This is a genomic window from Pelomonas sp. KK5 (genome assembly GCF_001984095.1).
In the GTDB taxonomy this organism is placed as follows: Bacteria; Pseudomonadota; Gammaproteobacteria; order Burkholderiales; family Burkholderiaceae_C; genus KK5.
In genome coordinates, this window is the sequence record NZ_LYVQ01000023.1 from 29,871 (window position 1) to 44,288 (window position 14,418).

Sequence of the window (14,418 nt, forward strand, 5' to 3'; positions counted from 1 at the left end):
TTCAGGGCCCCGGCTTGACCAGCACCAGGCGCCGGATCGTGTCCAGGTTGAACTCCAGCCGCCTGGCCAACGCGTCCTTGCTCGTGAACGAGAAGCCGAACAGCGCGGCACCGGTGTGGCGGTTGTTCAGGTAGTAGAAGCCGATCGCGGCGATGGTGATGCAGAGCTGCGTCGCGTCGAGCCCCGGGCGGAACACGCCGGCGGCGACGCCGCGCTCCAGGATGCCCGCCACCGTGTCCACATAGTTCTTCTGCAGCTTGCGCAGCGTCTTGTTGCCACTGACGTGCTTGGCCAGGTGCAGGTTCTCGCTGTTCACCAGCGTGATGAACTCGGGCACCGCGAGGTAGTACTCCCAGGTGAAGCGCACCAGCTGGTCGATGGCCTCGATCGGCTCCAGCTCGTCGAAATGCAGCGCCTGCTCGCGGCCGCGGATGTTGGTGTAGGCGTCTTCGATGACGGCGGCGAACAGCTGCTCCTTGCCCTCGAAGTAGTAGTAGATCATCCGCTTGTTGGCGCCGGACTGCTCCGCGATCTTGTCCACTCGCGCGCCGGAGAGGCCCGCCTTGGCGAACTCGATGCGGGCCGCGGCCAGGATGTCGGCCTTGGTGGCCTCGGCGTCGCGTACGCGGGGGGTCGTCTTTTCGCCCATGTCGTCGTTCTTCTTGCTCAGCGTGGTGATTCGAGATTATCAGACCGCGCTGCGCACCATCAGCGTATTGATGCCCTCCTGCACCAGCACGCCGTCCTGCTGGCGCGCTTCGACCTTCAGCCGCACGACGCCGCGGTCGGGCCGGCGCGTGGGCCGCTTGTCGATGACGGTCAGCTGGGCCTCCAGCCGGTCGCCGATGAAGACGGGCGCACGGAAGGCGTAGTTCCACTCCAGCGATGCGATGGCCGCGAGCCGCGTGGCGGCGCGGTTCTTCAGCCCGTCGATCAGCGCGAGGCACAGGAGGCCATGGGCGACGCGGCGCGGGAAGCCGACGCTGCGCGCGAACTGGTCGTCCATATGGACCTCGAAGAAATCGCCCGACAGGCCCGCGAACTGCACGATGTGCGATTCGGTGACGACGATGCCGGGGCTGGTGAAGGCCAGGCCCGGCTCGATCTCGTCGAAGAGCAAGGGCATCTTGTTACTTCACCATCGCCAGCTTGCTGCGGTCGATCGTCAGCGCGATCGCCACGATCAGCACGCCGCCGAAGACGATCTGCTGCGCCTGCGGCGGCACTTCGAGATAGACCATGCCGGTACGGATCACCGCCACGATCAGCGCGCCGATCAAGGTGTTGAGCACGCCGCCGACGCCGCCGGTAAGCGGTGTGCCGCCGATCAGCACCGCGACGATGGCGGGCAGCAGGAAGCCTTCGGCGATATTCGGCGCGCCGCCGGCCAGCTTGACCGAGAACAGCAGGCCGGCGAAGGCCGCGATGAGCCCGGAGATCGCATAGACCGCGATCTTGTAGCGCCCCACCGGCAGGCCCGCGGCGGCCGCCGCCGGCTCGCCCGCGCCGATCGCCTTCAGCGCCCGGCCGAGTGTCGTGCGCCGCTCGATGAACAGCAGCACTGCCAGCAGCGCGCCGGCGATCAGGATCTCGTTGGGCACGCCGGCCGTGCTGCCGATGATCCAGCCGAACTCGCGGTCGCGCATCTCCGCATCCATGAACAGCGCGCGCTGGCCCGAGGCGTACTGCCCGACCGACAGCGCCACCCCGCCGATCGCCAGCGTGGCGATGAAGGACGGCACCTTCAGCCGCGTGGACGCGATGCCCGAGGCCAAGCCCATCACGGCGCCGACCAGCAGCACGGCCGGCAGCGACCAGGCGCCCAGCACCGGCAGCGCAAGGGTTGCCAGCACCGTCGTCATGTTCGCCACCGACTGCACCGAGAGATCGATGCCGCCGATGTAGATCACCAGCGTGATGCCCAGCGCCATCACGAACAGGGTGGACACGTCGGCCACCATCTGCAGCAGGCTGGCCGGCGCGAGGAAGGTCGGGTTGATGGCGCTGACGGCGAGGGTCAGCAGTACCAGCGTGATCCAGGGGAAATGGGGGCGGAGGCGGTCGAAGTTCATGGCCGTTCCTTCTTGCATCAGGTCATGTGGTGGACAAGGTCGTAGGGCGAAGGCTTCGCCCCGGGCTTGCAGTCGAACCAGCGCACGATGCGGCCGTCCTTGACGACGGCGATCGTGTGCGAGAGGCCGATCGCCTCCTCCAGCGTGTCGGCCATCAGCAGCACGCCGCAGCCGTCGCTGCACATGTCGCGGATCACCTCGTAGATGTTCTCCTTGGCGCCGATGTCGACGCCGCGGGTCGGGTGGTCCAGCAGGATCACGTCGGCACCGCTGCTGCGCCATTTGGAGAGCACGACCTTCTGCTGGTTGCCGCCGGACAGCTTGCCGGCCGGCGCATCGGCCGAAGGCGTCTTGATCTCGAGCCGCTTGATCCAGTGCTCGGCCAGCACCTGCTCGCGCCCGGTGCGCAGCACGCCGGCGCGGCTGAAGCGGCCCATCTGCGGCAGCGTGATGTTCTCCGCCACCGACATGCCGCCGACGATGCCCTCCACCTTGCGCTCGCGCGGGATGTAGCCGATGCCGCGGGCCACGCCGGCCTCGGCGCTGTGGCGCTTCACTTCGGCGCCCTTGACGGTCAGCGTGCCCGCATCGGGCGCCTCCAGGCCGAACACGCTGCGCATGATCGCCTCGCCGCCCGAGCCTTCCACGCCGACCAGGCTCAGCACCTCGCCCCTGTGCAGCTTGAAGGAGATGTCCTCGTAGTGGCCGCGCTGGGTCAGGCCGCGCGCCTCCACCAGCACCTCGGTGGCCGAGGCCGCCTGCTGCTTCTCCTCGCGGTAGTAGGCCTTGCTGACCTCGCGGCCGACCATCTTCTGCTGGATCTGCTCGATCACCGCGTCGGCGCGCTTGACCGTGTCGACCACCTCGCCGTCCTTCAGCACATAGATGCGGTCGGAGATCTCGATCACCTCGTCGAGCCGGTGCGAGATGAAGATGAAGGCGGCTCGCGAGCGCAGTTCGCGCACCCGCTCGAACAGCAGCGCCACTTCTTCCTTGGCGAGCACCGAGGTGGGCTCGTCCAGCAGGATCACGAGGTCGCCGTCCACCCGCTCCTCCAGCGTCAGCACCTTGGCCAGCTCCACCATCTGGCGCTGGGCGAAGGAGAGCTGCGAGGTGGGCGTGGCCGGGTCGATGTCCAGGTGCACCTTGGCCAGCTGCTGGCGCGCCGCCGCGGCCATGCGCTTCCAGCTGATCACGCCGAAGCGCACGAACTGCTGCTCGAAGCCCAGGAAGATGTTCTCCATCACCGACAGGCAGGGGATCAGCGACTGCTCCTGGAACACCATGCCGATGCCGGCCTGCATGGCCTCGCGCGGGCTGTCGAAGCGGGTGGGCTTGCCGTCGATCAGCACCTCGCCGCCGTCGTGCCGGTAGGCGCCGTAGATGACCTTCATCAGCGTGGACTTGCCCGCGCCGTTCTCGCCGACCAGGCCGACGATCTCCCCGCGTTCGATCTTGAAATCGATGCCCTTCAGCGCGCGCACGCCTGGGAAGGTCTTCTCCACCTTGCGGAATTCAAGCATGTCACCACTCCGTTACTTCACGAGAGTCAAGCCGCGGCGGTTGGTGGACAGCACCACCGCCACGATCACCAGCACACCCAGCACACCGTCCTGCAGGTAGCGCGGCAGGCCGATCACCACCATGCCGTTGTTGATCACGTTGACGATCAGCACGCCGACCACCGTCTTCCACACGCCGCCGTTCCCGCCCATCAGCGAGGTGCCGCCGACGACCACCGAGGTGATGGAGACGAACATGTAGTTGGAGCCGGTCAGCGCCTCCGCCATGCCCGCGCGCGCCACGGCCAGGATCGCGCCGATGGCGAAGAACACGCCGGCCAGCATGAAGCCGAGCACCCTCACCTTCTGCACGTTCAGGCCGGAGGCATGCGCCAGGTCCTCGCCGCCGCCGACCGCATAGAAGTTGCGGCCCAGCGTCGTCTTCTCCTGGATGAACCAGGCCATCAGCACGACGAGCACCGCCGCGTAGACCATCAGCGGGAAGTCGAACACCCGCTCCAGCAGTAGCGCGCGGAACACCTCGTCGTTGACGCGGACGATGTCGCCGCCGGTCAGCAGCACCGACACGCCGACACCGACGAAGCCCACCGCCAGGCTGGCCATGAAGGACGGGATCTTCAGCTTCACGTGCACGAGGCCGTTGACCAGGCCGATCACCGCGCCGGCGGTCAGCGCGATCGGCACGGCCAGCCAGCCCCAGCCGAGCAGCTCGCCGCCCAGCTTGTTGAAGACGATCGCGAAGATCACCGCGGTGCTGGCCACCGTGCCTTCCATCGACAGGTCGATGGAGCCCATGATGATGATGAAGGTCACGCCCAAAGCGACGATCAGCGCCGGCGTGGCGGCGATCGTGATGCGGGCGAGGTTGGCGAGGCTGAGGAAATCCGGGTTGGCGGCGCCGAAGCCCAGCAGCAGCGCGGCGAGCACCAGCGTGGGCGCCCAGCGGGCGAGGAAGCCGGCGCGGTCGAAGGTGACCGGCGCCGACCGGCCTGCGATGGCGCCTTGCGCCGCGAGCGTGCCGGCCTTCATCTCAAGCCGCCTTGTACTTGATCTGGCCGGTGGTCGGGCCCCAGAAGTCGTTCCAGTTGTACTTGGGCGTGGACTGGATGTACTTGGCCTTGAAGGCGGCGGCCTCCTTCTGCGTCACGATGATCGAGGGCCCGTAGAACTCGCGATGCGCCTTCGGCTCCTTGCTGGGCTTGAAGGTGCCGATGGCTGCGTGATAGGCCAGCGCCGCGCTGATGCCGCCGCCCCAGTGCGGGTTGGTGAAGACCGTTGCCAGCATCTCGCCCTTGATGACGAGGTCGGTCGCCTCGGGGTTGCCGTCGTAGCCGACGACCGGCAGCTTGCGGCCTTCGGCGCGCAGCGCTTCCAGCACGCCGTAGGCCATCGAGTCGTTGGCGCAGAACACGCCGGTGATCTTCTTGCCGTAGCGGGTCAGGAAGCCCTGCATCACCTCGTTGGCCTTCTGGGTGGCCCAGTCGGCGGGCTGGTAGTCGAGCAGCTCGATGCCGGGAAAGTCCTTCAGCGCCTTCATCAGGCCGGCCTTGCGCTCGATCGCCGGGTTGTTCGAGGCGATGCCGCCGACGCCGACGATCGCGCCCTTGCCGCCCATCGCGGCGAACAGCGTGCGGGCCGTCTGCTCGGCCGGGCCTTCGTCGGACCAGCTCATGTGCGAGACCCAGTTGTCGCCGAAGTCCCAGGGATGGAGATCGTCCGGCTTGTTCCAGATCGTCGAGACGAAGGCGCCGGCCTTGGCGCAGGACTCGACCACCGGGCGGCAGTTCGGTGCGTCGTTGGCATCGCAGGCGATGGCGCACTTGCCGCCGGTCTTGGAGAGGAAGGCCTTGATGTCCGAGAGCGACTTCTCGGAGCTGCCGTTGTTCAGCAGGTGCACCAGCTCCGACTTCTTCATGCCGACGCTCTCGATGAAGGACTCGCCGCCCGACACGATGGCGTGCCAGTAGGGGTTGTTGCGGTCGCGGTAGCTCCAGGCGACGGGCGGCTTCGGCCCCTGCGCCAGCGCGGGCAGGCCCGAGGTGGCGGCGGCCGCGCCGACCAGGCCGTAGGCGCTGGCCAGCAGGAAGTCGCGGCGACGGGTGGTTTCCTGTTCGATGAAGGTCTTGATGAAGGACATGGCTTTCGTCTCCGTGGGTCGTCTTCTCCCCGACTGCGCGTGGGGCGGGCGTCGGCTGGATGCCGTCTGGTTTTCTGTTAACTCACTAGATGGTTAATATTAGATCGCAGATCGGGCTGTGCATTCAGGGAATGCCCTAGGAGCCCGAGGGATTAGGGGTCAGATGGGAACGGGCGCGTCCTCGCGGAGCAGGCCCTGGTGCTTCAGCGCGGCCCAGAACTCGGCCGGGATCGGGTGAGCGAACCAGGCGAGGTTCTGCTGCAGTTGCGCCACCGTGCGGGTGCCGGCGATGAAGGACGGCACGGCCGGATGCGCCACCACGAACTGCAGCGCCGCCGCCGGCAGGGGCACGCCGTACTCGGCGCAGACCCGCTCGATGCGGGCCACCTTGTCCATCACGTCGGCCGGGGCCGGCGCGTAGTTGTACTTGGCGCCCGGCTTCGCGCCGGTGGCGAGGATGCCGGAGTTGAAGCCGCCGCCCACCACCACCGCCGCGCCGCGCTGCTCGCACAGGGGCAGGAACTCGTCCAGCGCCTCCTGCTCCAGCAGCGTGTAGCGCCCGGCCAGCAGGAAGCAGTCGAAGTCGCGCTGCTTCAGCGCCTCGTGGCAGACCTGCCACTCGTTGACGCCGACGCCGATGGCCTTCACCAGCCCTTGCGAACGCAGCGACTCCAGCGCGCGCCAGCAGCCGTCCATCGCCTGGCGGAACACCTCGGGCTGCTCGGCGCCGCGGGTGAAGACGTCGATGTCGTGGATGAAGCAGATGTCCATGCGCTCCAGCGCCAGGCGCTGCAGCGAGTCCTCGAAGGCGCGCATCGTGCCGTCGTAGCTGTAGTCGAAGTGCATCGTGAACGGCGCGGCGTCGACCCAGGGCGTGAAGTCGATGTCCTGCCGGCGGGCGGGCTTCAGCACGCGGCCGACCTTGGAGGCGAGCACGAAGTCGTCTCGGTGCTTCCAGCGCAGGCCCTGGCCGGTGCGCAGCTCGGCCAGGCCATGGCCGTACATCGGCGCGGTGTCGAAGAAGCGCACGCCGGCGTCCCAGGCGGTGTCGATCATCGCGGCCGATTCGGCCTCGGAGATCGGGCTGAAGATGTTGCCGATCGGCGCGGTGCCGAAGGAGAAGGCGCTGACCTCGAGGTCCACGCGGCCGAACTTGTTCTTCTGCGAAGGGTTCACGATGCTTGTCTCCTCAATCGAATGACGGTGCCCAGGGCGAGTTCCACGTGTCCGTCAGCCGGTAGCCGACGCTGCGCAGCGCGTCGATGCGCGCCATGTCCACGCTGGACAGCGTGAAGTCCATCAGCTCGAAGTTGGCGCGGATGTTGTCGGGCTTGGTGGACATGGTGTTGATCGTCACGCCGGTCTGCAGGATCCAGCGCAGGGCCACCTGCGCGGCGCTCTTGCCGTAGCCCTGGCCGATCTCGTCGAACCGCGGGTACTTGAAGATCTCGCCGCGCGCCACCGAGCAGTAGGAGGACAGCGGGATGCCGGTCTCCTCGGCCGCCGCCAGCAGCTTGCGCTGGTCCAGCAGCGGATGGAATTCGACCTGGTTCGTCACCAGCGGCACGGCGACGGCGGCATGCGCGGTGCGCATCATCGCGGCGTTGAAATTGCTGACGCCGATGTTCGCCGCCAGGCCCAGCCGGTGCGCCTCCTCCAGCAGCTTCAACGGGGGGGCGACGTCGCCGCCGACCGGTGGCCAGTGCAGCAGCAGCACATCCACCTGCGCGATCTGCAGCTTGTCCAGGCTCTCGCGCAGCGAGGGCAGGAAGCGCTCCTCGGCGAAGTTGTCCGGGTGGATCTTGGTGGTGATGCACAGCTCGCCGCGCGGCACGCCGGCACCCGCCAGCGCGGCACCGACCTCGGCCTCGTTGCCGTACATCTGCGCGGTGTCGAAGGCGCGATAGCCGGCGGCCAGCGCGTCGGCTATCGCCTTCGTCAGCACCTCGCCACTGAGCGGCCAGGTGCCGAAGCCACGCTGGTGGGTCTTCTGGAACAGGATGTTCATAGGGCGATCTGCACCTTGTTGATGCTGCGGTCGTTGATGAAGGCCTCCATCGCCTCGGCGATGCGTGCCAGCGGGTAGACGGTCTCGATGAAGTTGCCGAGCCGAACACGATCATGCGCGATCAGCGTCATCGCCTCGTGCATGTCGTCGCCCATGCCGGCCACGCTGCCGATCAGGCCCAGCTCCTTCAGCACGACCTGGAAGGGCAGGTAGTGCGCGCGCGCCGAGGGCTCGGCCAGGCCGAAGGCCAGCACGCGGCCGCCGGGCCGCACCAGCTCGAAGGCCTGCTCGTACAGCGCCGTCAGGCCGACCGACTCGATCACCAGGTCGGCGCCGCGGCCGCCGGTGGCATCGAGCACGGCCTGGCGCAGCAGCGCCGGATCAGTCACGACGATGTCGGCCCCGCTCTCGCGCGCCCAGGCCGCGCGGCCCGGGTTCGGCTCGGAGACGATGATCGGCGCTGCGCCGGCACGGCGGGCCAGTTGCAGGTGCAGGTTGCCGATCGGCCCGCTGCCCAGGATCAGCACCGATTCGCCGAGCCGCAGGCCGCTCTTCTTCACCGCACGGACGATGCAGGACACCGGCTCCGCCAGCGCCGCCAGCTCGACCGGCGTGTTCGCCGGCACCGGCACCACATGGCTGGCCGGGACGCGCACGTACTCGGCCAGGCCGCCGTCCACATGGATGCCCACCTGCGCCATGTCCGGGCAGTTCAGCACCTCGTTCTTGCGGCAGTAGAAGCAGGCGCCGCAGCCGATATTGATGTCGGCCGTGACCGTCTGCCCCAGCTTCAGCGAGCGCACGCCCTCGCCCAGCGCCGCCACCTCGCCGGCGAACTCGTGGCCGGGGATTAGCGGCAGGCGGTCGGCCGAATAGTGGCCCTTGAAGATGTGGATGTCGGTGCCGCAGAGGCCGCAGCGCCGCACGCGGATCAGCACCTCGTCCGGCCCGGGCCGGGGCACCGGCACGCTGCGCAGCTCGAAGCGCCCGGGCGCCACCAGCACGGCGGCGCGCATCGTCGACGGCAGCCCGCTCATGTTGAGGACACCCGCGCCGCGGCCCGCACCAGCTCCGAGGCCTTCTCGCCGATCATGATCGAGGCCGCATTGGTGTTGGAGCTGACCAGCCGCGGCATCACCGAGCTGTCGCAGATGCGCAGGCCCTCGATGCCGCGCACGCGCAGGCTCGGGTCCACCACCGCCTCGGCGTCCACGCCCATGCGGCAGGTGCCCACCGGGTGGTAGGAGGTGCGGCCGTAGCGGCGGGTGTACTGCTCCAGCTCGGCATCGGTCTTCACGGCCTCGCCCGGGAAGTGCTCCTTGCGGATGTACCTGCCCAGCGCCGACTGGCGGAAGATCTCGCGGCTCAGGCGCAGGCCTTCGATCGAGGTCTTCAGGTCGTACTCGTCGCCGAGGAAGTTCGGGTCGACGATGGGCTTGTCGGCGGCATCGGCACTGCGCAGCTTCACCGAGCCGCGGGCGCGCGGGCGCAGCGTGTAGGAGTTCAGCGTCACGCCGGAGCCCGAGCCGATCTTGGGCACGCCCGCCTCCACGCCGGCGCCGACGAGGAAGTGGAACTGCAGGTCCGGCGTCACGGCGTCCCGGTCCGCGTACCAGAAGGCGCCGCCCTCGACGATGTTGGAAGCCACCGGCCCCTTCTTGAACAGCGCGTACTCGAGCCCGGCCCAGGCCATCCAGTGCGGCTTGGCGTACTTGTCGAAGCTGTGCGGGCCGTTCAGCTCGTAGACGATGTCCACGCCGTAGTGGTCGTGCAGGTTGCGACCAACGCCGGGCAGGTCGGCATGGACCGGCAGGCCCAGCGCGCGCAGCTCATCCGCCGGGCCCAGGCCCGACAGCAGCATCAGCTTGGGCGAACCGATGGCGCCGGCGCTGAGCAGCACTTCGCGGGCCGCGCGGATCAGCACCGGCTGGCCGTCCTTTTCGACCAGCTCCACGCCGATGGCGCGGCCGCGCTCGATCACGATGCGCTGAATCTGCGCGTTAGTGCGCAGCGTGAGGTTGGGCCGCTGCAGCGCCGGCCGCAGATAGCCCACGGCCGCCGAGCAGCGCTTCGCCCCGCGGGTGGTCGTCTGGTAGGCGCCGGCGCCCGCCTGGCTGGGGCCGTTGAAGTCCGGGTTGTAGGGCATGCCCATCTGCTGGCAGGACTGGACGAAGGCCTTGGTCAGCGGATGCGGCGGAGCGAGATTCGACACGCCCAGCGGGCCGCCGGTGCCGTGCCACTCGCCGGCCAGCGTGTCGTTGTCCTCGCTGCGTACGAACAGCGGCAGCAGGTCCTTGAAGCGCCAGCCCTCGCAGCCGAACTCTTCCGCCCAGGCGTCGTAGTCCTGCGGCACGCCTCGGGTGTAGACCTCGGCGTTGATGGAGCCGCCACCGCCCAGCACGCGCGCCTGGGCGTAGGGGATCTCGCGGCCCATCGCGTGCTGCTGCGGCGCGGTGGTGAGGCCCCAGGTCAGCGGGCCGGCGGTCATCTTGTAGAAGCCCACCGGCATGTGGATGTACGGGTTGCTGTCGGGCGGGCCGGCTTCCAGCAGCAGCACGCGTGCGTCGGGCTGCTCGCTCAGCCGCGCGGCCAGTGCGCAGCCGGCGGAACCGGCGCCGATGACGATGTAGTCGTAGTCCGCCGCCGGTCCGCTGCGCACGGCGGCCGGCTGTCGACTCACGGGAGTGGCGGTGGCAGTGGAGTTCATGCGATCCAGGCCTGGCGCGGCTGCAGGTTGATGTGGGCGGTCTTGAGTTCCGTATATTCCTCGATGCCGGTCAATCCTGCATCCCGTCCCAGGCCCGATTGCTTCATGCCGCCCAGCGGCGTCTCCGGGCCGTTGTCCAGTGTGGTGTTGACCCAGACGCGGCCGGCCTGCACCTCGCGCACCGCGCGCAGCGCCAGCGTGAGGTCCTGCGTCCAGATGGAGGCGGAGAGGCCGAACTCGCTGTCGTTGGCGATGCGGATCGCGTCCTCGTAGGTGTCGAAGGGGATCACCGCCAGCACCGGGCCGAAGATCTCGTCGCGCAGCAGGCGGGAGCCCGCCGGCACGTTGGCCAGCAGCGTCGGCGCGACGAAGAAGCCCTGCTCGCTCGCCGTGCGCTTGCCGCCGCAGACGAGGCGCGCGCCTTCGCCGAGGCTCTCGTCCACATAGCCCAGCACCTTGCGCATGTGGGCCTCGTCGAACAGCGCGCCGACCTGCGTGCCCTCTTCCAGCGGATCGCCGACGCGGATCCTGCGCATCTTGTCGGCCAGCTTCGCGGTGAAGGCGTCGGCCACCGAGCGCTGCACCAGCAGCCGGCTGCCGCCGACGCAGCACTGTCCGGCATTGAAGGCCATGCCGAAGGCGACGCCGTCGGCCGCCTCGTCCAGCTTCGCGTCGGCGAAGACGATGTGCGGGTTCTTGCCACCCAGCTCCAGGCCCAGCTTCTTGATGCTCTGCGCCGAAGCCTCGATCGCCTTGCGGCCGATCGTGGTGGAGCCGGTGAAAGACACCATGTCCACCTGCGGGCTGTCCAGCAGGACCTGGCCCACCACCGCGCCGCGGCCACTCACGACGTTGACCACGCCCTCCGGCAGGCCCGCCTGCAGCAGCAACTCGCACAGCATCAGCGTGGTGCCGCTGGTGGCCTCGGCGGGCTTGATGACTGCCGTGCAGCCCGCCGCGAGCAGGAAGGGCAGGCGCTCGGCCAGGATGAAGAAGGGGAAGTTCCAGGGCGTGATGACGCCGATGACGCCGAGCGGCTGGCGCAGCACCAGGGCCAGCACGCGCTCGCCGAGGTTGTTGAAGCTCTCCCCGCTCATCGTGCGGCAGGCGCCGGCGGCGAAGCGCCACACATCCACCGCGCCGCGCACCTCGCCGATCGCCTGGGCCAGCGGCTTGCCGGTTTCGAGGCACTCCACATAGCCCAGCTCCTCGGCCTTCTGCTCGATCAGGTCGGCGACGCGGAACAGCAGCGCCGAGCGTCCCGCGGCGCCGATGCGCGGCCAGGGGCCATGGTCGAAGGCCGCGCGGGCAGCGGCGATCGCGGCCTCGCTGTCGGCCACCACGCCGGACGGCCATTGCGCCACCGGCACGCCGTGGGCGGGGCTCAGGCGCGTCATCAGCTCGGTGCCGGCGCCGTCGGTGAAGCGGCCGTTGATGAACATCTGGAAGCGCCGGGGCTCGGCGGGCAGCGATCGGATCATGTCTGTCGTCTCCTTGAATGGGTGCGTGTCAGAAGACCGCGGTCTTCTTGTCGAAGAAGGCCTGGATGCCCAGGCGGGAATCGGTGCTGGCCTTGATGCGGCGGGCGGCGGCGGCATGGGCCGCGGCGTCGCCGTCCTGGACGATCAGGGCCTTGGCCAGCGTGGCCGCCTGCGGGGACACGGCGCACAACTGCCGGCTCAGCTCGGCGAGGCGTTGCGGCAGTTCTTCCGCCGGCCACACGGCGTTCAACACGCCCCAGCGCTCCCCCGTGCCGGCGTCGATCTCGCGGGCCGTCAGCACGGCCTCCAGCACCCGCCCGCGGCCGGCGAGGCGGGCCAGCCGCGGGCCGCCCTCCCAGCCGGGGATGGCGCCTATCGTCAGCTCCGGGAAGCGCAGCCGCGCTGCCGGTGTTGCCACGCGCAGGTCGCAGCAGAGCGCCAGTTCCAGGCCGCCGCCCCAGCAGGCGCCCTCGATCACGGCGACGGTCGGGCAGCGCAGCGCTTCGAGGCGGCGGAAGATCGCATTGCCGTGGGCGATCCACTCGCCGGCGAAGGTGTCGGGGTCCATCGGGGCCCACTCGCGGATATCGGCGCCGGACGAAAAGCCGCCACCAGGCGTGCCGGACAACAGCACGAGGCGGATCGACCCGTCGCGCTCTGCCAGCGCCAGTTGCTCGTCCAGCGCGGCCAGCATCGCCAGGTCCAGCGCGTTGCGCTTTGCCGGGTTCTGCAGGCGCAGGCGCAAGACCTGGCCCTCGCGGTGAACAATCAGGGTGCCCATGTGTTTCAACGCACGCCGTACAAGGCAAGGAAATCGCGCATGCGCGCCAGCGCGAGATCCGGCTTGGCGAGCAGGCCTGCCGCGTCGGCCAGCTTGAAGATGTCGACGAAGTAGGGCAGCGAGCGCATCGCCTGGTGGCCGGCCAGCATCACCATGTGCGGCTGGTGGCCGTTCAGGTAGGCGAGGAAGACGACGCCGGTCTTGTAGAAGCGGGTGGGCGCGCCGAAGATGCGGCGCGACAGCGGCACGGTCGGCTCGAGCAGTTCGAGGAAGCGCTCGCGGCGGCCGGCGGCCAGCTCGCCCAGGGCCAAGGAAGCGGCGGGCGCGATCGCGTCGAAGATGCCCAGCAGCGCGTGGGAGTAGCGGCCGTCCTGCTCGTCGCCGGCGATCAGCTCCGGGTAGTTGAAGTCGTCGCCGGTGTACATCCTCACCGCCGCGGGCAGGCGGCGGCGCATGTCGATCTCGCGGGCCTTGTCGAGCAGCGAGATCTTGATGCCGTCGACCTTGGGCGTCGACTCGGCGATCACCTGCAGGGCGATATCGCGGGCGGCGTCGAGATCGTCGGTGCCCCAGTAGCCGGCCAGCGCCGGGTCGAACATCTCGCCCAGCCAGTGCAGCACGACTGGCTCCTGCGCCTCGGCCAGCACGCGGCGGTAGACGCTCAGGTAGTCCTCCGGCGTGCGGGCCACGCGGGCCAGCGCGCGGCTGGCCATCAGGATCAGCCGGCCGCCGGCGGACTGGATCGCGTTGACCTGCTCCAGGTAGGCGCGCACGACGTCGTCCAGCGTGCGCACGCTCGCCGGATCCAGGTGGTCGGTGCCGCAGCCGTTGAAGATCGGCACGCGCGTGCCGGCGAGTTCCTCGCGGGTGCGGCGGATCAGCAGCAGCGAGTCGGCCCAGGACAGGCCCATGCCGCGCTGGGCGGTGTCCATCGCCTCGGCGATGCCCAGGCCCAGGGCGGCCAGGTGGCGGCGGTAGGCCAGCGTCGAGTCCCAGTCGATGGCGCCGCCCTGCGAGGGGTCGCCCTCGGCGAAGGGGTCGGCGACGACATGGGCGGCGGAGAAGACCACGCGGTTGAAGGGCGCGGTCGGCGCGCGCACCGGCAACGGCGTGCCGCGCAGCGCGTAGGGCGTCAGCTTGCCGGCAGCATCGGGGAGAAGGATCGAGGAGTTGGTCATCGTCTTGTCTCGCGTGGTTTCGTGTTTCAGCAGACTTCGAGCAGGCGCCCGCGGCAGACGCCCAGCACTTCATCGGGCGGGCGTTGCCACCAGTCGAGCTTGGAGAAGATCTCCACCTCGACCGGGCCGCCATAACCGGCCGCCTCGACGGTGGCCCGCAGGGCGCGCAGGTCGATGACCCCGTCGCCCATCATTCCGCGGTCCTGCAGCGGGTCGCGGGTCTCGCGCAGCCAGTCGCAGACGTGCAGGGCGAGGATGCGGTGGCCGGCGCGGGCGATGGCCGGGGCCAGCTGCGGGTCCCACCAGACGTGGTACGCATCGACCGCCACGCCGAAGCATTGCGGGTCCAGGTGCTCGCACCAGTCCAGCGCCTGGTCCAGCGTATTCAGCAGGCTGCGGTCGGCGGCGTAGACCGGGTGCAGCGGCTCCAGCGCGATGCGCACGCCGGTGGCGCGCAGCGTGGGCTCCAGCGCGGCGAGGCCGTCGAAGATCTGGCGGCGGCTGGCCTGCACGTCCTTCGACCCCGGCGAC

14 protein-coding genes are annotated in these 14,418 nt (G+C 69.4%); all 14 read right to left on the reverse strand.

Translation table 11 applies throughout. From position 1 onward, the window contains the following. Position 1: 1 nt before the first annotated feature. Positions 2–649, reverse strand: coding sequence for a TetR family transcriptional regulator (locus B0W88_RS05365; protein ID WP_077033625.1), 648 nt, complete (start codon positions 647–649; stop codon positions 2–4). A gap of 39 nt (positions 650–688) precedes the next feature. Then, positions 689–1,126 (reverse strand): MaoC/PaaZ C-terminal domain-containing protein, encoded by a 438-nt coding sequence (locus B0W88_RS05370; protein WP_077033626.1) that lies wholly within the window; start codon positions 1,124–1,126, stop codon positions 689–691. 4 nt (positions 1,127–1,130) lie between these two features. Beyond that, positions 1,131–2,072, reverse strand: coding sequence for an ABC transporter permease (locus B0W88_RS05375; protein ID WP_077033627.1), 942 nt, complete (start codon positions 2,070–2,072; stop codon positions 1,131–1,133). Between the two features lie 17 nt (positions 2,073–2,089). Beyond that, a complete protein-coding gene (locus B0W88_RS05380) occupies positions 2,090–3,595 on the reverse strand; it encodes a sugar ABC transporter ATP-binding protein (RefSeq protein ID WP_077033628.1) in 1,506 nt (501 codons plus the stop codon). Positions 3,596–3,607: 12 nt separating this feature from the next. Continuing rightward, positions 3,608–4,624 carry an ABC transporter permease gene (locus B0W88_RS05385; protein ID WP_083748597.1) on the reverse strand — a complete coding sequence of 339 codons (1,017 nt, stop codon included), beginning with the start codon at positions 4,622–4,624 and terminating at the stop codon, positions 3,608–3,610. 1 nt (position 4,625) lies between these two features. Next, on the reverse strand, positions 4,626–5,732 hold the full coding sequence (locus B0W88_RS05390; RefSeq protein ID WP_077033629.1) for a sugar ABC transporter substrate-binding protein: 1,107 nt from the start codon (positions 5,730–5,732) through the stop codon (positions 4,626–4,628). Between the two features lie 159 nt (positions 5,733–5,891). Then, positions 5,892–6,908 (reverse strand): aldo/keto reductase, encoded by a 1,017-nt coding sequence (locus tag B0W88_RS05395; protein WP_077033630.1) that lies wholly within the window; start codon positions 6,906–6,908, stop codon positions 5,892–5,894. A gap of 13 nt (positions 6,909–6,921) precedes the next feature. Then, positions 6,922–7,740, reverse strand: coding sequence for an aldo/keto reductase (locus B0W88_RS05400; RefSeq protein ID WP_077033631.1), 819 nt, complete (start codon positions 7,738–7,740; stop codon positions 6,922–6,924). After that, positions 7,737–8,777, reverse strand: coding sequence for a zinc-binding dehydrogenase (locus B0W88_RS05405; RefSeq protein WP_077033632.1), 1,041 nt, complete (start codon positions 8,775–8,777; stop codon positions 7,737–7,739). The genes B0W88_RS05400 and B0W88_RS05405 overlap by 4 nt, the downstream gene beginning before the upstream one ends. Then, a complete protein-coding gene (locus tag B0W88_RS05410; protein WP_233151629.1) occupies positions 8,774–10,420 on the reverse strand; it encodes a GMC family oxidoreductase in 1,647 nt (548 codons plus the stop codon). The genes B0W88_RS05405 and B0W88_RS05410 overlap by 4 nt, the downstream gene beginning before the upstream one ends. Positions 10,421–10,443: 23 nt before the next feature. Then, positions 10,444–11,928 carry an aldehyde dehydrogenase family protein gene (locus B0W88_RS05415; protein ID WP_077033633.1) on the reverse strand — a complete coding sequence of 495 codons (1,485 nt, stop codon included), beginning with the start codon at positions 11,926–11,928 and terminating at the stop codon, positions 10,444–10,446. A gap of 28 nt (positions 11,929–11,956) precedes the next feature. Next, entirely contained in the window at positions 11,957–12,709 is a 753-nt protein-coding gene (locus B0W88_RS05420) for an enoyl-CoA hydratase/isomerase family protein (protein ID WP_077033634.1), read from the reverse strand. 5 nt (positions 12,710–12,714) lie between these two features. Then, entirely contained in the window at positions 12,715–13,887 is a 1,173-nt protein-coding gene (locus tag B0W88_RS05425; RefSeq protein ID WP_077033635.1) for a dihydrodipicolinate synthase family protein, read from the reverse strand. 26 nt (positions 13,888–13,913) lie between these two features. Then, positions 13,914–14,418: sugar phosphate isomerase/epimerase (locus tag B0W88_RS05430; RefSeq protein ID WP_144006621.1), on the reverse strand; the 505-nt coding region annotated here is incomplete at its 5' end.

Coding starts and splice junctions, on each gene's coding strand:
- B0W88_RS05365 (WP_077033625.1), bottom strand. CDS start 649: ATGGGCGAAAAGACGACCCCCCGCGTACGCGACGCCGAGGCCACCAAG.
- B0W88_RS05370 (WP_077033626.1), bottom strand. CDS start 1,126: ATGCCCTTGCTCTTCGACGAGATCGAGCCGGGCCTGGCCTTCACCAGC.
- B0W88_RS05375 (WP_077033627.1), bottom strand. CDS start 2,072: ATGAACTTCGACCGCCTCCGCCCCCATTTCCCCTGGATCACGCTGGTA.
- B0W88_RS05380 (WP_077033628.1), bottom strand. CDS start 3,595: ATGCTTGAATTCCGCAAGGTGGAGAAGACCTTCCCAGGCGTGCGCGCG.
- B0W88_RS05385 (WP_083748597.1), bottom strand. CDS start 4,624: ATGAAGGCCGGCACGCTCGCGGCGCAAGGCGCCATCGCAGGCCGGTCG.
- B0W88_RS05390 (WP_077033629.1), bottom strand. CDS start 5,732: ATGTCCTTCATCAAGACCTTCATCGAACAGGAAACCACCCGTCGCCGC.
- B0W88_RS05400 (WP_077033631.1), bottom strand. CDS start 7,740: ATGAACATCCTGTTCCAGAAGACCCACCAGCGTGGCTTCGGCACCTGG.
- B0W88_RS05405 (WP_077033632.1), bottom strand. CDS start 8,777: ATGAGCGGGCTGCCGTCGACGATGCGCGCCGCCGTGCTGGTGGCGCCC.
- B0W88_RS05415 (WP_077033633.1), bottom strand. CDS start 11,928: ATGATCCGATCGCTGCCCGCCGAGCCCCGGCGCTTCCAGATGTTCATC.
- B0W88_RS05420 (WP_077033634.1), bottom strand. CDS start 12,709: ATGGGCACCCTGATTGTTCACCGCGAGGGCCAGGTCTTGCGCCTGCGC.
- B0W88_RS05425 (WP_077033635.1), bottom strand. CDS start 13,887: ATGACCAACTCCTCGATCCTTCTCCCCGATGCTGCCGGCAAGCTGACG.